This window comes from Ottowia beijingensis (genome assembly GCF_013423955.1).
GTDB classification, from domain to species: domain Bacteria; phylum Pseudomonadota; class Gammaproteobacteria; order Burkholderiales; family Burkholderiaceae_C; genus Ottowia; species Ottowia beijingensis.
On the sequence record NZ_JACCKX010000001.1, the window covers coordinates 1,506,339 to 1,530,159 of the forward strand.

General features: G+C 65.6%; 13 protein-coding genes, 1 tRNA gene and 7 pseudogenes. 2 read left to right on the forward strand and 19 right to left on the reverse strand.

Annotation, left to right across the window (positions count from 1 at the left end):
• Positions 1–8: 8 nt before the first annotated feature.
• The 8 genes and pseudogenes from H0I39_RS07575 to H0I39_RS07610 all read right to left on the reverse strand — a co-directional run bounded on the left by H0I39_RS07575 (position 9) and on the right by H0I39_RS07610 (position 5,398).
• Positions 9–473 carry a hypothetical protein gene (locus H0I39_RS07575; protein WP_180550094.1) on the reverse strand — a complete coding sequence of 155 codons (465 nt, stop codon included), beginning with the start codon at positions 471–473 and terminating at the stop codon, positions 9–11.
• Positions 470–1,878 (reverse strand): annotated as a pseudogene (locus tag H0I39_RS07580) (recombinase family protein). The gene H0I39_RS07575 and the pseudogene H0I39_RS07580 overlap by 4 nt, the downstream one beginning before the upstream one ends.
• Positions 1,875–2,378, reverse strand: a complete 504-nt coding sequence (locus tag H0I39_RS07585; RefSeq protein WP_257645686.1) for a DUF2924 domain-containing protein — start codon at positions 2,376–2,378, stop codon at positions 1,875–1,877. The pseudogene H0I39_RS07580 and the gene H0I39_RS07585 overlap by 4 nt, the downstream one beginning before the upstream one ends.
• On the reverse strand, positions 2,341–2,556 hold the full coding sequence (locus H0I39_RS07590; RefSeq protein ID WP_180550096.1) for a hypothetical protein: 216 nt from the start codon (positions 2,554–2,556) through the stop codon (positions 2,341–2,343). The genes H0I39_RS07585 and H0I39_RS07590 overlap by 38 nt, the downstream gene beginning before the upstream one ends.
• 155 nt (positions 2,557–2,711) lie before the next feature.
• Complete coding sequence (locus H0I39_RS07595) at positions 2,712–2,900, reverse strand: hypothetical protein (protein ID WP_180550097.1); 189 nt, start codon at positions 2,898–2,900, stop codon at positions 2,712–2,714.
• Between the two features lie 433 nt (positions 2,901–3,333).
• Positions 3,334–4,116 (reverse strand): hypothetical protein, encoded by a 783-nt coding sequence (locus tag H0I39_RS07600; protein WP_180550099.1) that lies wholly within the window; start codon positions 4,114–4,116, stop codon positions 3,334–3,336.
• Between the two features lie 22 nt (positions 4,117–4,138).
• Positions 4,139–4,960, reverse strand: coding sequence for an ImmA/IrrE family metallo-endopeptidase (locus H0I39_RS07605; RefSeq protein WP_257645687.1), 822 nt, complete (start codon positions 4,958–4,960; stop codon positions 4,139–4,141).
• A gap of 96 nt (positions 4,961–5,056) precedes the next feature.
• A complete protein-coding gene (locus H0I39_RS07610; protein WP_180550100.1) occupies positions 5,057–5,398 on the reverse strand; it encodes a helix-turn-helix domain-containing protein in 342 nt (113 codons plus the stop codon).
• Positions 5,399–5,643: 245 nt separating this feature from the next.
• Between H0I39_RS07610 and H0I39_RS07615 the strand changes: the two genes are divergently transcribed.
• Together H0I39_RS07615 and H0I39_RS07620 are read left to right on the forward strand one after the other, a co-directional pair.
• A complete protein-coding gene (locus H0I39_RS07615; protein WP_180550102.1) occupies positions 5,644–6,879 on the forward strand; it encodes a hypothetical protein in 1,236 nt (411 codons plus the stop codon).
• Positions 6,880–6,882: 3 nt separating this feature from the next.
• A pseudogene (locus H0I39_RS07620) lies at positions 6,883–7,835 on the forward strand (hypothetical protein).
• Positions 7,836–8,098: 263 nt separating this feature from the next.
• Here the strand turns inward: H0I39_RS07620 and H0I39_RS07625 are convergent.
• From H0I39_RS07625 to rplJ, 11 genes and pseudogenes are all read right to left on the reverse strand, one after another.
• A tRNA-Phe gene (locus H0I39_RS07625) sits at positions 8,099–8,174 on the reverse strand.
• Positions 8,175–8,210: 36 nt separating this feature from the next.
• Positions 8,211–8,419, reverse strand: a pseudogene (locus H0I39_RS24020) (helix-turn-helix domain-containing protein); the annotation flags it as partial.
• Between the two features lie 158 nt (positions 8,420–8,577).
• Positions 8,578–8,917, reverse strand: a pseudogene (locus tag H0I39_RS24025) (response regulator); the annotation flags it as partial.
• A 26-nt stretch (positions 8,918–8,943) separates the two neighbouring features.
• A pseudogene (locus H0I39_RS07635) lies at positions 8,944–11,255 on the reverse strand (sensor histidine kinase).
• Positions 11,252–11,689 carry a DUF4390 domain-containing protein gene (locus H0I39_RS07640; RefSeq protein ID WP_308645800.1) on the reverse strand — a complete coding sequence of 146 codons (438 nt, stop codon included), beginning with the start codon at positions 11,687–11,689 and terminating at the stop codon, positions 11,252–11,254. Before H0I39_RS07640 ends, H0I39_RS07635 begins: the two are co-directional and overlap by 4 nt.
• Positions 11,690–11,836: 147 nt before the next feature.
• The gene (gene rsmB / locus H0I39_RS07645) at positions 11,837–13,132 is read right to left on the reverse strand and encodes a 16S rRNA (cytosine(967)-C(5))-methyltransferase RsmB (RefSeq protein ID WP_180551731.1); all 1,296 of its coding nucleotides are present in this window, start codon (positions 13,130–13,132) and stop codon (positions 11,837–11,839) included.
• Between the two features lie 33 nt (positions 13,133–13,165).
• Positions 13,166–13,750, reverse strand: a complete 585-nt coding sequence (locus H0I39_RS07650) for a LemA family protein (protein WP_180550104.1) — start codon at positions 13,748–13,750, stop codon at positions 13,166–13,168.
• Positions 13,751–13,911: 161 nt separating this feature from the next.
• Positions 13,912–18,147 carry a DNA-directed RNA polymerase subunit beta' gene (gene rpoC, locus H0I39_RS07655; RefSeq protein WP_180550105.1) on the reverse strand — a complete coding sequence of 1,412 codons (4,236 nt, stop codon included), beginning with the start codon at positions 18,145–18,147 and terminating at the stop codon, positions 13,912–13,914.
• Positions 18,148–18,282: 135 nt separating this feature from the next.
• Positions 18,283–22,394 (reverse strand): annotated as a pseudogene (gene rpoB, locus H0I39_RS07660) (DNA-directed RNA polymerase subunit beta).
• Between the two features lie 313 nt (positions 22,395–22,707).
• Positions 22,708–23,088, reverse strand: coding sequence for a 50S ribosomal protein L7/L12 (rplL, locus tag H0I39_RS07665; protein WP_180550107.1), 381 nt, complete (start codon positions 23,086–23,088; stop codon positions 22,708–22,710).
• Between the two features lie 48 nt (positions 23,089–23,136).
• Positions 23,137–23,642, reverse strand: a pseudogene (rplJ, locus tag H0I39_RS07670) (50S ribosomal protein L10).
• Positions 23,643–23,821: the final 179 nt, after the last annotated feature.

The following is a 23,821-nucleotide window of genomic DNA, read 5'->3' on the forward strand; positions in this document are numbered from 1 at the left end:
CGCCAGTCTCAAGCTGAAGGAAAGCCCAGCAGCCGACGCTGCTCGCCCCAGTCGCGAGGCAGCAGGTCTTGGCGGCCACGCAGCGTGTGCAGATTCAGATGCCGGGGCTGGCGGCCCTCGAAAATCGCCTCGACGATGTCCGGTGCCAGCATGGTCATGCGCAGCACCTCGGCCGCCCAGCCTGGCTCCAGTTTCAGCGCGCGCGCCAGGTCGGCGGTCGTCGGATAGACGCCTTCGTCGATCAGCCGCTTCCAGTAGAACGCCTTGCCGAGCGTCTTGATCATCGGCACGTCGAAGCCACCCGTCACAGTGGCGGCATCGGGCGCGGGCGGGATCAGCAGCTTGCGGTTCTGGCGGCGCTTGATCGTCAGCGGTACCAGCGTGACGCGCTGGCCGTCGCTGACGTAGCTGCGGGCGTCGGCTCCGACCTCGATGCGGACGGTGCGCTTGCGCGGATTGGTCTCGGTGCTCATGCCAGTGCCTCGGCCTGTTCGCTGGATTCCTCGACCAACGGATGCGCGCCGATGTCGGCACCGAATCCGATCCAGCCGTCCTCGCGCCAGACGATGTCCAGCCCGTGCCCGTGCAGTTGCACCCGCTCGATCAGCAGCCGCGTGATGCGTTGCTGCTCGGCGGGGAACAGCTGCGCCCACACGTCGCCGATGCGCTGCATCGCCACCACCACCTGCGCTTCGTCGAGCGTGCTACCTGCGGGATGTTGCTGGCAGGCGCGCCAGACCGCGATCAGCATCTGCGGAGCCGACAGTGCCGCGTGGATTTGCGCCAGCACCGCGTTCTCAATTTCGGCGGCGGGCAGATGACCCACGTCGGACGCACCGGGCGACAGGCTCGCACCCGCATTGCGCCGCTTGTGCAGGTAGGGAACGTAGTAGCGGTACTGCCGCCCGTTCTTCTTTTGACGAAGGAGTGCAGCATGCGCTGCCCGTCGGGCGCGAACAGCAGGCCCGCCAGCAGCGCCGGATGCTTGGCGGCGTGCTCGCGCGGCGCTTGCTTGCGCCGTTCGATGAAGGCATGCGCCGCGTCCCACAAACCCTGTGGCACGATCGCTTCGTGCTGGGCGGGATACCAGGTGCCGTGGTTGCGGATTTCCCCCAGGTAGATGCGGTTGCGCAGCATCGAGAAGATGTACTGCTGGTCGATGGTGCGGCCCGAGCGTTCGCGCCCGGTCTGCGTCACCCAGGCCTTGGTTGTATGGCCTTCGATGTCCAGTTCGCGCACCAGCCGCGCCGCCGATCCATGCTCGGCGTAGCGCCGGAAGATGTCGCGCACCAGAGCCGCCTCGCGTTCGTTGACGACGAGCTTGCGCTCGACCACGTCGTAGCCCAAGGGCGGGATGCCACCCATCCACATGCCCTTGGCCTTGCTGGCGGCGATCTTGTCGCGGATGCGCTCGCCGGTCACTTCGCGCTCGAACTGCGCGAAGGACAGCAGGATGTTGAGCGTCAGCCGCCCCATCGAGGTCGTGGTGTTGAACTGCTGGGTGACCGAGACGAAGGACACGCCGTTGCGGTCGAACACCTCGACCAACTTGGCAAAGTCCGGCAGGCTGCGCGTGAGGCGGTCGATCTTGTAGACGACCACGGTGTCGATCTTCCCGGCCTCGATGTCGACCATCAGGCGGCGCAAGGCGGGACGATCCATGTTGCCGCCGGAGTAGCCGCCGTCGTCGTAGCCGTCGCCGACGGCGATCCAGCCTTCGTGCCGCTGACTGGCGATGAAGGCGAGGCCTGCGTCGCGCTGCGCTTCGAGACTGTTGTATTCCTGATCCAGTCCTTCGTCGGTGGATTTGCGGGTGTAGACGGCGCAACGCTTCTTCGGCGTGACCGTCGGCATCGGATTGGCGCGCGGCGAACTCATGCCGTCACCTTCTTCGAGGCGGGCGATTTGAGGCCGAAGAACACCGGGCCAGACCAGTGGCTGCCGGTGATGTGGCCCGCAATCGCGGACAGGCTCTTGAAGCGTTGCCCTTGGTATTCGAAGTCGTTCGAGCCGCGCACCAGGACGCGATGCTCGACGTCGTCGTAGATGCGCGTGAGGATGGTTCCGGGCAGCAGGCGCTGGCTGTCGCCGCGCAGTTGCTTGGGCAGGATGCCGGTTTGGCCGACGTCCTCGAGCTTCTTGCGCAGCGAGGGTTTCAAGCCGCCGAAGGCGCGCTCCTGAATCCGGTAGGCCAGTCGGCTCTCCAGCCAGCCGCGATGATGGTGGCCGGGCCGCTCGTCGAAATGCTCGTCCCACAGTGCCCAGAGATCGCCCATCGACAGATGGGGATTCCGGCGACCTGGGCGGCGACCGTGGTGGCGGGTGGTGGTGCGTGTGCCGTCATGGGCGAACTCCGTAGTGGTGATCGGGGTTCGCATTCACGCGCTGTTGGCCGGAGAAGCCAAGGCGAACGCGCTCGCTGTTTTCGAGGGTGTGGCTGGCCGGACGCACGCGCAGGCGCAGCAGTGCTGCGGCCAGCAGGTCGGCGATTTCCTGCTGCGGGTGCCGGGGATGGTCAGACGGCGGGGAAATGGAGATGGGTTCGAGTTCGGACATGGCAGGCGTTCCGATGGAAAACGCTGCTCATGCTAGAAACCGAGGGCACTTCGCGTAACGTGTTTTGGCGGACTTGCGCGGTCTCGCGCGAATGATGCGCTGATTGAAGCCACACCTGTGGAACGGGAGTTGGACGCAGCTGATGTCTGGAATCGTCAGAATAACAGCCTGGCTATGTCGCTGGCTGCATTCAGCCCACCTCGCCAATCACTACCACTCTTGGGCAACGTGTAGGTGTATCGGTCGTCGCCCTGGAAGACGAGCTTGAAGTGCTTGCCGTCTTCGGAGATGGAGAATCCCATGTCCTCCAGCTCGCGTCGCATTTTTCCGTCGATGGTGCTCATTCCCCGGAGCAGTTTCTTCAGCTGCTCTCGACGACCTTCGAGGGGTTGTCGTCCAGTTTGTTCGTTTCGAGGATCGACGTCAGCACATGTTGGCGACGACTGTCCTGAGGAACCCGGGTGACAGCATCTTCGATCACCTCGAGGAGTATGCCGAGAACTTCGTTCGCATAGACATCTCGCTCCCGGCCAAGCCTAAGAAGACCACCACTTGCAGATCCTGCCCGAGCCTCGTACTTCCTGAGTTCGTTGTGCAGCCGTTGAATCTCCCTTTCGGCATCTTCGAGGCGCTGGTTCTTGGCTTCGATCTCTTGGTCGAACGTCTTGACGTAATCGTCGATCGCCTTGGACCCGGAGGCCTTGAGCGACTGTATGGCTTGTCGAGACGCAGTTTCACGAACGTACGCCCAAGTACATCGGGTGATCGGACGCCGATTCAGTAATGCAGCTCGGATCTCATCTTTGATGGCGCCCGCCAGATGGCCAGGGGTCGGGTACTCTCCCCCAAGAAGAAGGCTCGACGTCCGCCACCTTCAGGCCAGTAGATGCCGATAGTGCCGCCGTAGACATTCTCGGAATCCACTTCGAGTTGCAGACGAACCGAAAACGGTCTGTTGGGCTCGACGACAACATGCGCCATCCCAGACAGGTCCGCTGCCAGACGATTGACGTCAAGGATGTGTCCGCCTTGAAACTGTGCACTGACGTAGACGATGGGCAGTCGGCAGCCGGCATCGCCGCGAATCAGCTTAGCGGCGAGGTCGATGTCAGCATTGGCGAGGACGTGTGCCCTATCGCGAATCGGTAGAGGACCATCTGCTGCTCCACCGAGGGATTCCAGCACAGTCCTCACCACGACTGGCTTCTTTGCCGGCGGTAGACGAGCCGCGGCGTGTTGAGATTCGCATTCGACTCGGACGCCTACCCAGGCGTCGGACGCCGTTCTTGAAAACACGACGGTGGTCAGCCATTCCAGATCGTCATCGTGTCTGCTGTAACGAATGCCCGCGAGATCGACGTCGGCCGAGCTGCTGACGAGCGACTGAACTCTCTCGTTGCCGTCCTGGAGGAAAGCTTCATCCTTCTGCAGCAGTTCCCGGAGCCTTTCAGCGGACAAGCTGGTGTGCGGAGATCCGGATATCCACGTCACCATCGCATTGAGGAAGTCCGCCGTGGTTCGGTCCGCGCTAACGGAAAACTCGGTAGCAAACAAGAGCATGGGAATCCCTCCAGAACGATTGCTAGGTGGCGGACTGTTGCCAATTGAGTGCGTCGAGGTTGTCGCCGTCCTGCCACGACCGATCCCATGATCGCGGCTCGGCGCTCTCAAGCAGGAGGAGCGTGAGGATGCGATCACGCGCGCCGTAGCTGTGCTTGAACTCGCGCAGCTTCATGTGCTGCGCCTCCTCCGGACACCAGATCGCGGCGGACATCTCCGTGCCATCCCATTCCTGCTCGACGCTGGCGTCGGCTGCCAGCGTACCCGGCAGCGGTTCCTGTGGATCGGCGTTGCGCCGGATGCGCGCCCGCGTCTTGACGGCGCTGCTGCTGCGCCATTCGTACTTCACGTAGCCGTTGTCCCAATAGACGAGGATCGCGCGCTGCGTAGTGAACTTGATGAAGCGAATACACAGCGCCTCGAACGAAACCTGAAACCGCTTGGCGATGGCGCTGAGGACGTGCAGGTCGATGCGCTGGTTCGAAATCCAGTCGCGCAGCAGATCGCCGGGCATCAGCAGGTTGCTGGCGAAGTCGTCAGCTTCACGCTCGATGGCGCGGATGGTGTCGACGCCGGAGTAGACGCTTTCCTTGTCGCAGTTGAAGCTTTGCTGCTGGCCGCGATGGAGGATGAAGTGGCCCAGCTCATGGGCGATGGTGAAGCGTCGGCGTTCAGAGCTGGCCTTGCCGTTGTAGAAGATGCCCCACTCGGCGGTGTCCTTCGGGTTGCGCACCAGCATGCCTTCGCAGCTGTCGATGTCGAGCACCATCGGCGCTTTGATCTCCCGAACGCCCGTGCCGTAGGGCGTGCTCGGCAGCATCTGCCGGACGATCTCCAAATCCATGGCGTCGGGCATGCCCGTGCTGTACCACGCCCGCAACCACTTCTGGACGGTATTGGCGGCAATGGAGCCAGTGAGGGTCTGCGCTGCGCTCAATCCTTAGTCCCCGCCGTGGCCCTTGTCGGGGAACATGATCTTGAGTGCCTGGCGGTAGCGATCCTTTTCCTCGTCCGTCATCCCGGCGTACTCACGGAAGAAAGCTACGTCCTCGGGACTGGCTTCGGGTGCCTGCTGCATGGGCGTACCCATCACATCCTCCATCGTCACGCCGAGCACCTGAGCGATCTTCTGAATCCGCTCGGCGGTGGGGCGCTGCCCCTCCTTCATTTCCAGTTCCCAGATGTAGGCCTTGGTGCAGCCGACCGCGTCGGCGACCTGTTGCAGGGTCAACTTCTTCGCCTCGCGCAAGCGCCGCAGGCGCGCTCCAAACGCCGAAGCCATGGCGATGCTCCTGTAGTGGCTAAACAGCCAGTGAATGAATTCAAGGCTGTCAGTATAGCCGCGAGATACATAAAAGGTCTAGATGTGCCCCATTGATTGACAAGCGGAAATCTGCGGTTCAGAATCGCGCTTGTATCTCGTTACTTTACTTACGCGAGATACGTGTTCAGTAACCCTGTCGCTGGCCCGTGCAGCCCGTACATCGGTCGCAGACCTCCGACGCCGATCCAGAAAGGACGAACAAGATGAAGAAGACCTTTGTCGACGTGATGCTCGAGCTGCCGGTGGACGCCACGCTGCGCGACTTCCTGACCTCGCATGGCCTGCCGGTGCCGGACGGGTTCGCGTGGGACGACACGCCGGAGACCAGCCAGTTCTTGGTCGAGGCGGTCAAGGTGTGGCCCGACACCGCCGCCCGCGACCAGATGATCGCCAACCTCATGGCCGCCGTCCAACTGGGCGACGCGGCGGGCAAGCAGGCGATGTTCGAGGCCGGAGTGGCGGACGGTGCCGCACTGGCGGGCCTGACCCTGTGCCGCAGCGACGTCCACCGTTCGTTCTGGCTTTACGTCAACCATCCTTCGCTGTTCGAGCGCGCCTACGACTTCAGCTTCTGGGAGCACCACGGGCCGCAGACCCAGCAATACGATCTGGGCCTGAAGCGCCAGCCGAACGGTTCGGACACGAACCTGACCGCACTGCGCCACGCCATATCGGCGTTCTACAAGCGCGAGATGCAGTGCGGCGACAGCAGCGTGGCGCACTTGGTCGAGCGTAGCCCCGGCGTGTTCCTGCTGACCGTCCACGTCAAGGACATGGCCATGCTGCGGCTGGAGTTCGAGGGTTCGACCCTCAAGCGCCGCGTCGGCAACCCCAATATCCACATGGTGCTGGAGTACGCCAAGTCCACCGGCGTGGTGCGCACGCTGGTGCGCGGCGGCCAGAAATACCAGCAGATGCTGGTCGAGGCCTTCGCCGAGCATGTGCTGGGCGTCAAGGCGAGCGCACACCGGCTCAAGTCGCCGACGCTGAATTTGTCGATGCTACGCACCGGCTTCGACGTGCCGGAGGCGTTCGAGGACGGCTTCTCGATGGTGCAACTGAAGGCGCTCACGCTCCTCAGCCCGGACGCCGCGCTGAAGATCGAATGCACCGCGATGCAGTCCAGCCAGCAACGCTCCGTGCATGAGCTGCTGAAGGAGAAACTGCCCGGCCCGCTGGAAGGCCAATGGGCGGTGACGGCGGCGCAGGTCAATCTCTACTATCCACCCGAGCCGGGCCGCACGCGTGCCAAGGTGGTCACCATCGAAGTGACTAGCAAGGGGCGTCTGAACCTGCACAAGTTCGACGCCAAGATGCAGGCGCAGCTGGAAGGGTATCTGGTCTCGGTGGGCATCTTGCAGAAGGGCCAGACCCTGAGCGCGCAGGAGCTTCCGCCGGAAGCGGACGCGATCAGTTCCTCGTCGGCGTTCGAGGACTGATCGATGCCGGCGCACGATGCCTGGGCCTTGGTCTGCCGCCTGTTCGCGGGCGGCACGCCCGTGCTGCGAACCACGCTGCCGTCCCGCGAGCTGGCTGCGCTGTCGGTCCTCGGCAAGGCCGTCAAGCCGACGGTCGTCGATCAGTCGTTCATCCTCTGTCCTCATTGTCAGCAGCATCGGGCGCAGGTCTGGGGCGATGGTCGCGGGGACGTATGTGCCGTTGCCCGGAGTGCGGGCCAGTCGCCGTCGAAGCGAACGATGGTGCGGCCGTGGCCTTGGACGAGGAATGGTTACGCCAGAAGCTGCGCCTCGCGCTCGACATCGAAAGCCGGGACGGCATCGATGATCTGGGCGACGGCGTGTGGCGGCTCGGCGATGCTCGACGCTCGCCCGTGCTGCTCGCCCGCGATCTGGCGCGGGTGCAGCAAGAACCCGCGCTGTTGGATCGAGTGCGAGTGGCGGGCGGCGACATCCGGGTGATTGCGCCGAGGCCACGCACGACGCGCGGATCGCCTTTCGGCGCGGGTGTGGAATGGCTGGCGCTGGAGGAACGCTTCACGTTCTACGGCGGCGGGATCGCGCTCGTCGGCACACCGTCACCGTCCGCGCAACCGATGGTCGCCGATCCGGCCATGCCGGTGAACGGGCCGTTCTCGGCGGACTTCAAGTGGGCGACACTGCCGGACGGCAACGGCACACCGATCCGGTTCACTGACGGTCAGGCCAAGGTGTTCGAGGCGCTGTGGTCGTTCAAGGGCGAGGCCACGACGGCGGAACGGATCATGCGGCGCGCAGGCTTGGACAGCGCGAAACCAAGCGATCTGTTCAAGATCAAGTCGAAGGACAAGGGCAAGCCGGAACCTGCGGCGCAGCACGCCGCCTACGTTGCCCTCGTGGTCACGCAGCAACGCGCAGGGTTGTACTCGATGCCCTGCGCGGCGGGCGCGTTGGCGTGATGGATTCCTGCTCCAAGTTCGCTGGACAACCGATGGCAATGGCACGCGCGCAAGTTGCGGGCACACAAGGCCGCGTGCGTGTGCCACGACGAAGAAGTTGGCGCAGGTTTCGAGAGAAGATAGGGCGGAACAGAGGCGAACCGATCGCGTCATGGCCCCTTGTCCGACGACTGGCGGCACACGCAGAATGGCCCGGAACCCCGCGTCGTCTGCGGACCCCGGAAATGGAAACGCCCAACCGAGAACGGTTGGGCGCTGAATAGTGGTGGCCTGGGGCGGAATCGAACCACCGACACGCGGATTTTCAATCCGCTGCTCTACCAACTGAGCTACCGGGCCGGAAGCCTTTTATTCTAGCACTGTTTGCGCCGCATCTCACGCCGTCGCTGTCGAGCCGCGGCGCCCGCGAGACAGATCGACACCGAGTTGCTTGAGCTTGCGGTACAGGTGGGTGCGCTCCAACCCGGTTTTTCAGCCACCCGGGTCATCGATCCACCTTCCTTCGCCAGGTGGAATTCGAAGTACGCCTTTTCAAACGCATCGCGCGCATCACGCAGGGGCTTGTCCAGATCGAACGTCTGCTGGCCATGCGGGCTGAGGTCGACAACCGCGGGCAATGTCTGGCCGCCCATCATGGCAGCCTCCACCGTGAGTTCGGCGGCGGGTATCGCGGCCACGCTGATTTCGACTGCGGCGTCTGTGGTCTTGCGCGCGGGCAGGTCGCGTGACAGGGCCTGGTCGACGGCCTTGAGCAGTTTCTGCAGCGTGATCGGCTTTTCAAGGAACGACTGTGCGCCGATACGCGTGGCCTCGACCGCCGTGTCGATGGTGGCGTGGCCACTCATCATGATCACCGGCATGGTCAGCAGGCCCGTGCCACGCCATTCCTTCAGCAGGGTCACGCCATCGGTGTCGGGCATCCAGATGTCGAGCAGGACCAGATCGGGACGATTGGCCTGGCGCGCCGTGCGCGCCTGCGCAGCGTTCTCTGCCAGTTCGACGGTGTGCCCCTCGTCATTGAGGATCTCCGAAAGAAGATCCCGGATGCCGAGTTCGTCGTCAACCACCAGGATGTTGGCCATATGCAGTGTTTGTTCTCTGTGTCGTTCTAGGCGGAAGCATCGGCCTCGCGCGAAGCCGGCTCGAATGATAACGATACTTGCGCCCCGAGGATTCGGCCATCGCTGATGCGATTGGATACATCGAGGCGCGCGCCGTGTTCCTCGGCGATCTTCTTGACCACTGCCAGGCCCAGGCCCGTGCCCTTGGCCTTGGTGGTCACGTAGGGTTCGAAGGCGCGCTTGAGGATAGCATCTGAAAAACCGTGGCCACTGTCGATCACGCTCAGGCGAACGCGCTGCGTGGCCTCGAGCCATTGTGTACGTACCACGACCTGGGCATCGCTCTCCTCGGCCTCGCCGTCCGATGGTTCACCGGATGCATCGATCGCGTTCTGCACCAGGTTGTGAATCACCTGCCGCAATTGCTGCGCATCGCCCAGGATCGGCGGGCAGGACTCATCGCACTCGAAGCGCAGGGGCACCCGCCATTCCTGGCCTGAATCGGCCGCACCGCCGTAAAGCTGCAGCACCTGGCCGACCAGGGCATTCAGGTCCACCGGCTTGAGTTCGGCACTGGGCAGCCGGGCGTAGTCGCGGAATTCGTTGACCAGGCGCTTCATCGCGTCGACCTGATCGACGATGGTGCGCACGGCCTTGGTGAGCAGGGCATGTTCAGGTTCGGCCAGCTTGTCGGCCAGCTTGCGCTCCAGCCGCTCGGCAGACAGCTGGATGGGCGTGAGCGGGTTCTTGATCTCGTGCGCCAGGCGGCGCGCCACCTCGCCCCAGGCCTGCGCGCGCTGGGCCGAGACGATCTCGGAGATGTCGTCGAACACCAACAGACGCAGCCCGCCCGGCAGCGCCGCGCCGCGGGCGATCAGGGTGACGGCGTCGGCGGCCACACCACCACCGGCATGGCCGTACAGCTCGAACGACTTCTGCCAGTTCTCCAGCCCGTGCTCCAGTCGTTGGCCTTCGAAGTCGGCAAACTGGGCATCGACGTCAGCGCCGAAGTCCTCGAGGCCAGGCAGGCTGCCCAGCGGGCGGCCGGTGCTGGCCGCCAGGGGGCACGCAGCACCCGCGTGGCACCGGGGTTGGCCGACTGGATGAAGCCCTGGCGGTCGAGCACGATGACGCCCGCCGTCAGGTTGTCGAGGATGGTCTGCAGGTGCGCGCGCGCGGCATCGACCTCACGCATGCTGGCGTCGACGGCGGCGCGGGCATCCGCCAGCTGTTGCGTCATGTCGGCGAACGAACGCGTCAGGCCGACCAGTTCGTCGCGACCTCGCAGGATGACCTTGGGCGTCAGGTCGCCGGCCGCCACCTGCCGCACGCCGTCCGCCAGCATCAGCAGCGGCGTGGCCAGTTGCTTGCCCAGCACCACCGCCAGCAGCACCGCCCCGAACACCGACAGGAACAGGCTGAGCGTGAGCGTGCCGATGTACATGCGGCGCAGGCCTTCGCGGCCCAGCGCCCGCTCCTGGTATTCGCGGTTGGCCTCCTGCACTGCCAGCGCATGGGTGACCAGCGCCGTGGGCAGCGGCTGCACGGCCTGCAGCAGGCGCTGCTCGCCCACCAGCCCTATCGAACGTCCGCTGACCAGCACCAGGGCGCGAATGCGTGCCGCAGGGGCGGCCTCGCCGGTCGTGACATCGTCCAGGCCTTCGATCTGCGTGGCCATGCCCTGCGCGCGCAGGTTGCGCAGCATCTGCGCGCTGGGGCGCTCCGGGGTCAGCTGAAACCGCGACTGCCCGGCGCTGGCGATCAGGCGCCCGGCCCCGCTCCACAGCGTCACGTCGCTGGCGCCCAGCTGCGTGCGCAGGTTCTCCAGCGGCAAGGCGGCCAGGGCTTCAGGCGTTTCTGCCACGGCGGCGGATGCGGCGCGCAACTGGTTGCCGAAATCCCGCGCCTGGGTGTCCAGCGAGGTGCGCGCCAGCGTCAGGCCGGATTCGAGCGCTCCCTCCACCTTGATGTCGAACCACGACTCGATGGAGCGCGACACGAACTGGTAGGACACGACGTAGATCAGCAGCCCCGGCAGCACGCCCACCAGGCCGAAGATGGCCGCCAGCTTGATCAGCAGCCGGCTTCCGAACTTGCCGCGGCGCAAGCGCATCACCAGGCGGTAGATGCCCCAGCCGATGACCAGCAGCAGCACGCCGGCCACTGCCACGTTGATGGCGAACAGGCGCGTGTAGTAGCGCTCGTACAGCAGGCGGTTGTTGGTGGCCTGGGCCAGCAGGAAGATCAGCAGCAGGCCGATGCCCACCAGCAGCGCGATGGCCACCGCCAGCGCCCAGCGCCCCAGCCGCTTGCGGCGCGAATCCTCGATACCCGGCACGACCAGCGGCGCCTCGGTCACCGGCCCAGCTCCTGCGTCAGGTCGATGCGCCGCTCGACCGACACCACCCAGTCCGGCTGCCCGACCGAGCCCAGTTGCAGCGTGCGCGGCAACTGGCTGCCATCGAGCCGGAAGCGGAAGCGCAGCATGTGGCGGCCACTGCCGCCCAGTTCACCCGGCTCGGCGATCTTCCAGCGGCCGATGCGCTGCACGGCGGCGATGACCTCCTCCAGCGAGTCGTAGTTCTGGGCCAGGCTGACGCCCAGGCCGGCGTTGACCAGCGGTTCGGACGAGGTGTTCAGGCGCCAGCGCCGCGTCAGCGGCTGGTAGGTCACGCGCATGTAGCGGTGTGCGGACGCCGCCTTCTGGTCGTACCAGTACCAGCGCTCGCGCATCACCTCGGCCTCGGCCACGAAATGCACCGCGATGCCCTTGTGCAAGGCGTCCTCGACCACGGGGACAGCCGGAAATCGACACGCGCGGTCAGGAACAGGCCATCGTCGGCCCGTTCGACCCGCAGGGCCGCCAGCTCGGCGTTCTCGGCACGCGCCACGCCGACCAGGCCCAGGCAGCAGGTCAGCAGCCAAACCAGCAGCCGGCGGCTAGGCAGGGCGCTTGTGCAGCAGCGCGTAATAAAAGCCATCGTCACGGGCCCCATTGTCGCCAAGCGCGCCCGCCCCTTCGGGCGCCCCAGGCAATAAATGGCCTGGGGAGGGCAGCAATCGGGCATCGCTGTGGTGCGCAAGGAACGCCTCGACCCGGTCACGCCCCTCCTGCACGAACACCGAGCAGGTGCAGTACAGCAGACGCCCGCCGGGCTGCAGCAGCGGCCACAGCGCCTGCAGCAGGCGGTCCTGCTGCGCCGCCAGCTGGGCGATGTCGGACTCGCGGCGCAGCCAGCGCACATCGGGGTGGCGACTGACGATGCCCGAGGCGCTGCAGGGCGCGTCGAGCAGGATGGCGTCGTAGCGCTCGCCACGCCACCAGCCGGGCAAGTCGGCCGCATCGGCCACGCGCACATCGGCCTGCAGGCCCAGGCGCTGCAGGTTGTCGCGGATGCGGGCGCTGCGCACGGCGTCGATCTCCAGCGCCGTGACCCGTGCATCGGCGCAGAGTTCGAGCAGGTGCGCGGTCTTGCCGCCGGGGGCGGCGCAGGCGTCCAGCACGGCAGGCGCAGCGCCCTGCCAGCCGTCCAGCAGCAAGGGCGCCGCGCGCTGTGCCGCGGCGGATTGCACCGAGGCGTGGCCTTCGGCGAAACCCGGAATGGCCTGCACCGGCAGCGGCTTGTGCAGGCGCACCGCAGCGCCGCCCAGCACATCGGCCTGCAGGCCGTGGCGCGCCAGATCGGCGCTGAACGCCTCGACGCTGGTGCGCTGCAGATTCACGCGCAAGTCCATCGGCGCCGGCTGCTGCGCCGCCGCCAGAATCGCCTGCCAGTGGCCCGGGTGATCGCGCTTCAGGCGCTCGACCCACCAGCGCGGGTGGTTCCAGCGCGCCACCGGGTCCTGCAGGGCCGTGGCCATCAGCGCCGCGCGTTCGCGCAGAAAGCGGCGCAGGCAGGCGTTGATGAAGGCGGATTGCACACGCAGTGCCGGCTGCCGGCGCGCGGCTTCGACCGTCTGGTTGACCAGGGTGAACGGCTCGTACAGCGCATCGGGCTCGGGCTGCGCCAGCGCCAGCGCGGTGCACAGCAGCGCATCGACGGCCGGCGGCGGTGCGCGCCGGGCCAGCGCGCGGCGCAGCACCTCGGCCGTGCCCAGCCAGCGCAGGGCATGGAACGACAGCGCCTGCACGCCGGGGCGCAACGCCGGCTCCACCTGCTCGAGCTGGGCCGACAGCGAGCGCCCTTCACGCACGCCCTGCACGGCTTGCGCCACCAGCTGCAGCTGTCGCCACAGCGGCGGCGCGGATTCGGCCCGGGGTTCATACGCTCAACGCCCCTCGGCCAGCCGCGTGACGGTGCCGGCGGGCCTGAAGCCGAACAGACGCGCCACCACGGCGGCGGGAAACTGCGCGATGGCCTGGTTGTAGGCCTGGGCCGCGTCGTTGAAGGCCGTGCGCAGCGGCAGCGACTGGTGCAGCAGCCGCATCCAGCGCGACTGCAGCCGTTCGGCCGAGGGCACGGCGTCGGGCGGCACGGCGTCGGCCAGCGCGCTGGCCCAGGCGGTGCGCAAGGCCTCGTGCGCCATCACCAGACTGGCCATGCCGGGCACGTCGATGGGTTGCGCCCGCGCCTGCGCCAGGGCGACGGCGAACTGCTCGCTGGCCGCGTGCAGCCGCGCCCAGGCCGCGGTGACCTCGTCCTGCAGCTCGCCCGGCGCCGTGACGGCGCCGCCGCGCATGGCCTCGGGCAGGCAGCCCTGCACCCAGACCAGCTGCCGCACCAGTTGCTCGTCGAGCACGGCGAACGCCTTGACCACCGCCGACCGCAGACGCACCAGGCGGTTGTAGGCGCCGATGGCCCAGAAGAACAGCAGCGCCAGCAGGGCCCAGAACCAGAGCGAGAAGCTGAACATGATGCCTCAAAATAATAGCTGCTTGCGCCTGCTATGCCTTGATTTCATATACAAATCATTATGAAATCGTTATATGAAGGGCGCAAGCAGCTACCAAAATAAAGCGCCCTGCCGCCTGCGGGTGCAAACGGCAGGGCGCTCCTGCGGCAGGGCCGGGCCGATCAATCCGCGGCGGCGTCCTCGCCGGTGGCGGTGACTTCGCCGGCCTCGCCTGCTTCCGTGGCCTCGGCCAGTTCGGCGGCTTCGGCTTCGGCGATGGCGCGGCGCTCGGCCTCGTCCATCTGGTCCTTCACCTTGCGCGCCTGGTGGTAGGCCAGGCCGGTGCCCGCCGGGATCAGGCGGCCGACGATGACGTTCTCCTTCAGGCCACGCAACTCGTCGCGCTTGCCCATGATGGCGGCTTCGGTCAGCACACGGGTCGTCTCCTGGAACGACGCGGCGCTGATGAAGCTGTCGGTGGACAGCGAGGCCTTGGTGATGCCCAGCAGCACGTTGGAGTAGGTGGCGGGAATCTTGCCCTCGGCCTGCAGCGCCTCGTTGGTGTTGAGGATCTCCGAGCGCTCGACCTGCTCGCCAGCGATGTAGGACGACTCGCCAGGGTTCTCGACCACGACGCGGCGCAGCATCTGGCGCACGATCACCTCGATGTGCTTGTCGTTGATCTTCACGCCTTGCAGGCGGTAGACGTCCTGCACCTCGTCGACGATGTAGCGCGCCAGCTCTTCCATGCCCAGCAGGCGCAGGATGTCCTGCGGGTCGGCCGGGCCGTCGACGATGTGCTCGCCCTTGTTCACCACCTGGCCTTCGTGCACCAGGATGTTCTTCTCCTTGGGGATCAGCTCTTCCCACACCTTGCCATCCGGGTCGGTGATCTGCAGGCGGATCTTGCCCTTGGTCTCCTTGCCGAACGACACGGTGCCGGTCTGCTCGGCCAGCGTGCCCTTGTCCTTGGGCGTGCGGGCCTCGAACAGCTCGGCCACGCGCGGCAGACCGCCCGTGATATCGCGCGTCTTCTGGCCTTCCACCGGAATGCGCGCCAGCACCTCGCCGGGGCCGACTTCCTGGCCGTCGCGCACCTGGATCAGCGCGCCCACCTGGAAGCCGATGGTCACCGAGTGGTCGGTGCCGGGAATCTTGACTTCCTTGCCTTCCAGGTCGATCAGCTTGACCTGCGGACGCACGATCTTGGCCGAGCCGCGGCGCTTCGGATCGATCACCACCAGCGTCGACAGGCCGGTGACCTCGTCCACCTGCTTGGCCACCGTCAGGCCCTCTTCGACGTTCTCGAACTTCACGGTACCCGCGTACTCGGTAATGATCGGGCGCGTCAGCGGGTCCCAGTTGGCCAGGATGGTGCCGGCCTTGATGGCCTGGTCGGCCTTCACCGTCAGCGTGGCGCCGTAGGGCACCTTGTGGCGCTCGCGCTCGCGGCCGTGTTCGTCGTGGATGGTGATCTCGCCGGAACGCGAAATCACCACCAGCTCGCCGCGGCTGTTGGTCACGTAGCGCATGGTCGGGTTGAAGCCGATCGAGCCGTTGGACTTGGCCTCGACACTGCTGGCCACCGCCGCGCGCGACGCCGCACCGCCGATGTGGAAGGTGCGCATGGTCAGCTGCGTGCCGGGTTCGCCGATCGACTGCGCGGCGATCACGCCCACGGCCTCGCCCATGTTCACCAGGCCGCCGCGGCCCAGATCGCGGCCGTAGCACTTGGCGCAGATGCCGAAGCGCGTGGCGCAGGTCAGCGCGGTGCGCACGCGCACCTCGTCGATGCCAGCGTTCTCCAGCTCGTCGATGGCGTCCTCGTCCAGCATCTGGCCGGCCTGCACCACCACTTCCTGGTTCTCGGGGTTGACCAGGTCCTCGGCCGCGGTGCGGCCCAGGATGCGCTCGCGCAGCGATTCGATGATCTCGCCACCCTCGACAATGGCGCGCATCACCGAGCCGTCGCTGGTGCCGCAATCGTCCTCGGTCACCACCAGGTCCTGCGTCACGTCGACCAGGCGGCGCGTCAGGTAGCCCGAGTTGGCGGTCTTCAGCGCCGTGTCGGCCAGGCCCTTGCGTGCGCCGTGCGTCGAGATGAAGTACTGCAGCACGTTCAGGCCTTCACGGAAGTTGGCCGTGATGGGCGTCTCGATGATCGAGCCGTCGGGCTTGGCCATCAGGCCGCGCATGCCGGCCAGCTGGCGAATCTGCGCCGCGGAACCGCGCGCGCCCGAGTCGGCCATCATGTAGATGGAGTTGAACGACTCCTGCTCGACTTCCTTGCCGTGGCGGTCGGTGGTCTTCTGCTTGGCCAGCTGGGCCATCATGACCTTCGACACCTCGTCGCCGGCCTTGCCCCAGATGTCCACCACCTTGTTGTAGCGCTCGCCGGCGGTGACCAGGCCCGAGACGTACTGCTGCTCGATCTCCTTCACTTCCTTCTCGGCGCGCTCGATGATGTGCGTCTTCTCCTGCGGCACCAGCATGTCCTCGATGGCGATCGAGATGCCGGCGCGCGTGGCCAGGCGGAAGCCGTTCTGCAGCAGCTTGTCGGCAAACACCACGGTTTCCTTCAGGCCGCACTTGCGGAAGGATGCGTTGATCAGGCGCGAGATTTCCTTCTTCTTCAGCGCCTTGTTCATCAGCGAGAACGGCAGGCCCTTGGGCAGGATTTCGCTCAGCAGCGCGCGGCCCACGGTCGTCTCGACCAGGCTGGTGGAGGGCACCAGTTCGCCGCTGGTCTTGTCCTTGGACCACTCGGTCATGCGCACGCTGATCTTGGCGGTGAGTTCGGCCACGCCCGCGTCCAGCGCGCGCTGCACCTCGCCCACGTCGGAGAACACCAGGCCCTCGCCCTTGCCGTTGATGCGGTCGCGCGTGGTGTAGTACAGACCCAGCACCACGTCCTGAGAAGGCACGATGGAGGGCTCGCCCGAGGCCGGGAACAGCACGTTGTTGGAGGCCAGCATCAGCGTGCGGGCTTCCATCTGCGCCTCGACCGACAGCGGCACGTGCACGGCCATCTGGTCGCCGTCGAAGTCGGCGTTGAAGGCCGCGCACACCAGCGGGTGCAGCTGGATCGCCTTGCCCTCGATCAGGATCGGCTCGAACGCCTGGATGCCCAGGCGGTGCAGCGTGGGCGCACGGTTCAGCAGCACCGGGTGCTCGGTGATGACTTCTTCCAGGATGTCCCACACCACCGGCGTGCCGGCTTCCACCTCCTTCTTGGCCGCCTTGATGGTGGTGGCGATGCCCATGGCCTCGAGGCGGGCGAAGATGAAGGGCTTGAACAGCTCCAGCGCCATCAGCTTGGGCAGGCCGCACTGGTGCAGCTTGAGCGTGGGGCCCACGGTGATGACCGAACGGCCCGAGTAGTCGACGCGCTTGCCCAGCAGGTTCTGGCGGAAGCGGCCGCTCTTGCCCTTGATCATGTCGGCCAGCGACTTCAGCGCGCGCTTGTTGGCGCCCGTCATGGCCTTGCCGCGGCGGCCGTTGTCCAGCAGGCTGTCCACGGCTTCCTGCAGCATGCGCTTTTCGTTGCGCGCGATGATCTCGGGCGCCTTCAGCTCCAGCAGGCGGCGCAGGCGGCTGTTGCGGTTGATGACGCGGCGGTACAGGTCGTTCAGGTCGCTCGTGGCGAAGCGGCCGCCGTCCAGCGGCACCAGCGGGCGCAGGTCGGGCGGCAGCACGGGCAGCACGTCCAGCACCATCCACTCGGGCTTGATGCCGGACTTCTTGAACGCCTCCAGCACCTTCAGGCGCTTGGCGTTCTTCTTGATCTTGACTTCGGAGCCCGTGAGGTCGCCGCGCAGCTTCTCGATCTCGATGTCGAGGTCGATGCCTTCCAGCAGCTCCTTGATGCCCTCGGCGCCCATGCGCGCGACGAACTCGTCGCCGTATTCCTTGCGCTTGGCGTCGTAGTCGTCCTCGCTCATGATGCTGAACTTCTTCAGCGGCGTCATGCCGGGGTCGGTGACGACGTAGGCCTCGAAGTACAGCACGCGCTCGATGTCGCGCAGCGTCATGTCGAGCACCATGCCCAGACGCGACGGCAGCGACTTCAGGAACCAGATGTGGGCGCAGGGCGCGGCCAGGTCGATGTGGCCCATGCGCTCGCGGCGCACCTTGGTCTGGGTGACTTCGACGCCGCACTTCTCGCAGATCACGCCGCGGTGCTTCAGGCGCTTGTACTTGCCGCACAGGCACTCGTAGTCCTTGATCGGGCCGAAGATCTTGGCGCAGAACAGGCCGTCGCGCTCGGGCTTGAAGGTGCGGTAGTTGATGGTTTCCGGCTTCTTGACTTCACCGAAGGACCACGAACGGATCTTCTCGGGCGAGGCGAGGCCGATGCGGATGGCGTCGAAGTGCTCATCCGGCGTGAATTGCTTGAACAGGTCGAGTAGCGATTTCATGTGACTCTTGCCCTTTTCATCTCAAAATTTGATAGCTGTTTGCGCTTTATATACAAGGATTTCAGATAGAAAACCATCTGAAATCCTTTACAGACGGGCGCAAACAGCTCACTTTTTCATTGCAGCCGTGGCGCCTCAGGAACGCTCGAGCTCGATGTCGAGGCCCAGCGAGCGGATTTCCTTGACCAGCACGTTGAACGACTCGGGCATGCCGGCGTCGATCGAGTGTTCGCCCTTGACGATGCTCTCGTACACCTTGGTGCGGCCCTGCACGTCGTCGGACTTCACGGTCAGCATCTCCTGCAGCGTGTACGAGGCGCCATAGGCCTCCAGCGCCCACACTTCCATCTCGCCGAAACGCTGGCCGCCGAACTGCGCCTTGCCGCCCAGCGGCTGCTGCGTGACCAGCGAGTACGGGCCGGTGGAACGCGCGTGCATCTTGTCGTCGACCAGGTGGTGCAGCTTAAGGAAGTGCATGTAGCCGATGGTCGTCGGGCGCTCGAAGGCGTCGCCGGTGCGGCCGTCGTACAGGTAGGCCTGCGTGCGCGTGGCCGTGAGGCCCTTGGCCTGGGCCACCTCTTCAGGGTAGGCCAGCCTGAGCATGTCGAGGATTTCCTGCTCGTCGGCACCGTCGAACACCGGCGTGGCGAACGGCATGCCGCCGGTCAGGTTGCCCGCCATTTCCAGCAGCTGCTCGTCGCTCAGCTTCGACAGCTCTTCGGTGCGGCCTGTGCTGTTGTAGAGCTCCTCCAGGTACTTGCGCACCTTGGCCACGCGCTGCTCGCCCTGCAGCATCTCGTTGATGCGCTGGCCGATGCCCTTGCCGGCCCAGCCCAGGTGCACCTCGAGCACCTGGCCCACGTTCATGCGCGAGGGCACGCCCAGCGGGTTGAGCACGATGTCGGCGGGCGTGCCGTCGGCCATGTAGGGCATGTCCTCGACCGGAACGATCTTGGACACCACGCCCTTGTTGCCGTGGCGGCCGGCCATCTTGTCGCCGGGCTGCAAGCGGCGCTTGACGGCCAGGTACACCTTGACCATCTTCAGCACGCCGGCGGGCAGCTCGTCGCCTTGCGTGAGCTTCTTGCGCTTTTCCTCGAAGGCCAGATCGAAGCTGTGGCGCTGCTGCTCGATGGAGGCCTTGATGCTCTCCAGCTGGGCGGCGACGTCGTCCTCGGCCGGGCGGATGTCGAACCAGTGGTATTTGTCGACCGAGGCCATGTAGGCCTTGTCGATCTTGGTGCCCTTGGCGATGCGGTTGGGGCCGCCGTTGGCGGCCTTGCCCACCAGCAGCTTCTCGATGCGGTCGAAGGCGTCGGCCTCGACGATGCGCAGCTGGTCGTTCAGGTCCAGGCGGTAGCGCTTCAGCTCGTCGTCGATGATCTGCTGCGCGCGCTTGTCGCGCTGGATGCCTTCGCGGGTGAACACCTGCACGTCGATCACCGTGCCCTGGGAGCCCTGGTCGACGCGCAGCGAGGTGTCCTTCACGTCGCTGGCCTTTTCGCCGAAGATGGCGCGCAGCAGCTTCTCCTCGGGCGTCAGCGTGGTCTCGCCCTTGGGCGTGACCTTGCCCACCAGCGTGTCGCCGGGCATCACCTCGGCACCCACGTAGATGATGCCGGACTCGTCCAGGCGGTTCAGCTGCTGCTCGCTCAGGTTCGGGATGTCGCGCGTGATCTCCTCGGCGCCCAGCTTGGTGTCGCGCGCCATCACCACCAGTTCCTCGATGTGGATGCTGGTGTAGCGGTCGTCGGCCACCACGCGTTCGCTGATCAGGATCGAGTCCTCGAAGTTGTAGCCGTTCCAGGGCATGAAGGCGATCAGCATGTTCTGGCCGATGGCGATCTCACCCAGGTCGGTCGAGGCGCCGTCGGCGATCACGTCGCCCTTGGCCAGCTTGTCGCCCTTCTTGACGATGGGGCGCTGGTGGATGTTGGTGTTCTGGTTGGAACGCTGGTACTTGATGAGGTTGTAGATGTCCACGCCCACTTCACCGGCCACGGCCTCGTCGTCGTTGACGCGGATCACGATGCGGGTGGCGTCGACGTAGTCGACCACGCCGCCACGGCGCGCCGTGACCACGGTGCCCGAGTCGATGGCGGCCACGCGCTCGATGCCGGTGCCGACCAGCGGCTTCTCGGGCCGCAGCACGGGCACGGCCTGGCGCGACATGTTGGCGCCCATCAGTGCGCGGTTGGCGTCGTCGTGCTCCAGGAAGGGCACCAGCGATGCCGCCACCGACACGATCTGCGCCGGCGACACGTCCATGTACTGGATGCGCTCGGCACCGACCAGGATGGATTCGCCGGCTTCACGCGCGGAGACCAGCTCACCCGTCAGGCGGCCTTCCTTGTCGAGCACGGCGTTGGCCTGCGCGATGACGTACTTGCCTTCCTCGATGGCCGACAGGTAGTCGATCTGGTCGGTCACCTTGCCATCCACCACGCGGCGGTACGGCGTCTCGATGAAGCCGTATTCGTTCAGGCGCGCGTACAGCGCCAGCGAGTTGATCAGGCCGATGTTCGGGCCTTCCGGCGTCTCGATCGGGCAGACGCGTCCGTAGTGCGTCACGTGCACGTCGCGCACCTCGAAGCCGGCACGCTCGCGCGTCAGGCCGCCCGGGCCCAGGGCCGAAACGCGGCGCTTGTGCGTAATCTCGGCCAGCGGGTTGGTCTGGTCCATGAACTGCGACAGCTGCGACGCGCCGAAGAACTCCTTGAGCGCCGCGGAAATCGGCTTGAGTTGATCAGGTCGTGCGGCATCAGCGGGTCCTGCTCGGCCTGGCCCAAGCGCTCCTTCACGGCCTTCTCGATGCGCGCCAGGCCGGTGCGGTACTGGTTCTCGGCCAGTTCGCCCACACAGCGCACGCGGCGGTTGCCCAAATGGTCGATGTCGTCCACCTCGCCACGGCCGTTGCGCAGCTCGACCAGGATCTTGACCACGGCGAGGATGTCCTCGTTGGTCAGCACCATCGGGCCGGTGGATTCATCGCGACCCACCTTGGCGTTGAACTTCATGCGGCCGACGCGCGACAGGTCGTAGGTGTCGGGGTTGTAGAACAGGCGCTGGAAGAGGGCCTGCACGGCGTCCTCGGTCGGCGGCTCGCCGGGGCGCATCATGCGGTAGATGGCCACGCGGGCGGCGAACTCGTCGGCGGTCTCGTCGGCGCGCAGCGTCTGCGAGATGTAGGCGCCCTGGTCGAGCTCGTTGGTGTAGATGGCCTGCAGCTCCTGCACGCCGGCCTCGCGCAGCTTCTTCAGCAGCGCGTCGGTCAGCTCGTCGTTGGCCTTGGCGATGATCTCGCCGGTGTCGGGATCGACCACGTTCTTGGCCACCACGCGGCCGACGAGGAAGTCCTCGGGCACGCTGATATGGGTGGTGCCCGACTGCTCCATCTCGCGCGTGTGACGCGCGGTGATGCGCTTGTCCTTGGCCACCACCACCTTGCCAGACTTGTCGGTGATGTCGAAACGCGCCACCTCGCCCTTCAGGCGATCGGCCACGAACTCCATCTGCGCGCCGCTGTCCATCAGGCGGAAGTTGTCGTTGACGAAGAAGTTCGCCAGGATCTGCTCGGGGTTCAGGCCGATGGCCTTGAGCAGGATGGTGACCGGCATCTTGCGGCGACGGTCGACGCGGAAGAACAGGATGTCCTTCGGGTCGAATTCGAAGTCCAGCCACGAGCCGCGGTAGGGAATGATGCGCGCCGAGAACAGCAGCTTGCCCGAGCTGTGGGTCTTGCCCTTGTCGTGCTCGAAGAACACGCCGGGCGAGCGGTGCAGCTGCGACACGATCACGCGCTCGGTGCCGTTGACGATGAACGAGCCCTTGTCGGTCATCAGGGGCACCTCGCCCATGTAGACCTCCTGCTCCTTCACTTCCTTGACCACCTTGGATTGCGGCGTGGAGGATTCGCGGTCGTAGATGATGAGCTGCACGCGCGCGCGCACGGCCGACGAGAAGGTCAGGCCGCGCGTCTGGCATTCGCGCACGTCGAACGCGGGCTTGGCCAGGTTGTACTCGACGAACTTCATCTCGACGAAGCCGTTGTGCGAGACGATGGGGAAGGCCGATTCGAACGCGGCCTGAAGGCCTTCATGCGTGCGTTTCTTGGGTGGCGTGTCAGCCTGCAGGAAGGCCGTGTAGGCATCTTTCTGCATCTGCAGCAGATAAGGCACCTGAAGCACGCTCTCGCGGGTGCCAAAGCTCTTGCGGATGCGCTTGCGTTCGGTAAAGGTATAGGCCATGAAATCTCCGGGCGTTGACTGAGGAAGTCCTGGACATCTGGCGACTAAGACATCAGGGCGCGGCGCGGCCTGATCAATGCTTGGTGACTGGCCACTACCAGCCGATGGCGGACGACCGCGCATTGCACGCGGCCCGAACCAAGTGGTCTTCTGCAGTCGGGATCAGAAGACACTTGAAAACCCCACTTTGGCGCGGGATTTTCAGGTGCGCTCTGAAAGCGCAAAAGGCTGGTTGACCAACCAGCCTGCAAATCGGTGGAACCTGCCGCGCGGAGCGAGGGAAAACGCGCCGCGCGGAGTGCTCCAGGCCGATTTACTTGAGCTCGGCCTTGGCGCCAGCTTCCACCAGCTTCTTCTGAGCGGCTTCGGCGTCGGCCTTGGGCATGGCTTCCTTGACGGTCTTCGGTGCGCCGTCCACCAGGTCCTTGGCTTCCTTCAGGCCCAGGCCGGTGATCTCGCGCACGGCCTTGATGACGCCCACCTTCTGGGCGCCGGCGTCCGTCAGCACCAGGTCGAATTCGGTCTTCTCTTCGGCTGCGGCCGCTGCGCCACCGCCGGCACCACCGGCTGCCGGGGCAGCCATGGCTGCGGCGCTCACGCCGAACTTCTCTTCGATGGCTTTCACCAGGTCGTTGAGCTCCATGACCGTCATGCTGTCCAGCGCGGTCAGAAATGCGTCTTTATCAAATGCCATGATCAATTCCTAGAAAACAGTATGGGTTACCAATCAGCCGCGCCCTGTTCAGGCAGCGGCCGCTTCGCCTTCGCCCTTCTTGGCCGCCAGCGCGCCCAGCACCACGGCGGTGCGGGAAACGGGCGACATGAGCAAGCCGCACAGCTGCGCCAGCAGCACTTCCTTGAGGGAATGCTGGCCAGCTGCTTCACGCCGTTCGCATCCAGGGCCTTGCCACCGTAGACGCCACCGCGGATGACCAGCTTGTCGTTGGTCTTCGCGAAATCGGCCACCACCTTGGCAGCGGCCACTGCGTCTTCGGAGAAGCCGTAGATCAGCGGACCGGTCATCTGGTCAGCTGCCACTTCAAACCCGCTGCCGGCGACAGCACGACGGGCCAGGGTGTTCTTCAACACACTCAGGGCCACGCCGTTGCTGCGCGCTTCGCTGCGCAGTTTGGTCATGTCAGCCACCGTGACGCCGCGGTACTCCGCCATCACGAGCGTTTGAGCTTTAGCGGCGAGGCCGGTCACTTCTTTGATGACCGCTTCTTTCTCACTGCGATTCAGACTCAAGGTCTACTCCTTCAAAATGCGCCGTTCGACTGAAGGCCGTATGGCCGTTCGCCTGGCGGCGCGCCTTCTTGCAGCGACCTACTGCTTTCAAGGAAAAATCCTTTGCAGCGGGTACGCCATCTGCGCTGGTAGCTCCGAAAATCAGAGCACATTAAACAGGGTTTGCACCCTGCACCAGC

Coding starts and splice junctions, on each gene's coding strand:
- H0I39_RS07575 (WP_180550094.1), bottom strand. CDS start 473: ATGAGCACCGAGACCAATCCGCGCAAGCGCACCGTCCGCATCGAGGTC.
- H0I39_RS07585 (WP_257645686.1), bottom strand. CDS start 2,378: ATGCGAACCCCGATCACCACTACGGAGTTCGCCCATGACGGCACACGC.
- H0I39_RS07590 (WP_180550096.1), bottom strand. CDS start 2,556: ATGTCCGAACTCGAACCCATCTCCATTTCCCCGCCGTCTGACCATCCC.
- H0I39_RS07595 (WP_180550097.1), bottom strand. CDS start 2,900: ATGAGCACCATCGACGGAAAAATGCGACGCGAGCTGGAGGACATGGGA.
- H0I39_RS07600 (WP_180550099.1), bottom strand. CDS start 4,116: ATGCTCTTGTTTGCTACCGAGTTTTCCGTTAGCGCGGACCGAACCACG.
- H0I39_RS07605 (WP_257645687.1), bottom strand. CDS start 4,960: ATGGATTTGGAGATCGTCCGGCAGATGCTGCCGAGCACGCCCTACGGC.
- H0I39_RS07610 (WP_180550100.1), bottom strand. CDS start 5,398: ATGGCTTCGGCGTTTGGAGCGCGCCTGCGGCGCTTGCGCGAGGCGAAG.
- H0I39_RS07615 (WP_180550102.1), top strand. CDS start 5,644: ATGAAGAAGACCTTTGTCGACGTGATGCTCGAGCTGCCGGTGGACGCC.
- H0I39_RS07650 (WP_180550104.1), bottom strand. CDS start 13,750: ATGTTCAGCTTCTCGCTCTGGTTCTGGGCCCTGCTGGCGCTGCTGTTC.
- rpoC (WP_180550105.1), bottom strand. CDS start 18,147: ATGAAATCGCTACTCGACCTGTTCAAGCAATTCACGCCGGATGAGCAC.
- rplL (WP_180550107.1), bottom strand. CDS start 23,088: ATGGCATTTGATAAAGACGCATTTCTGACCGCGCTGGACAGCATGACG.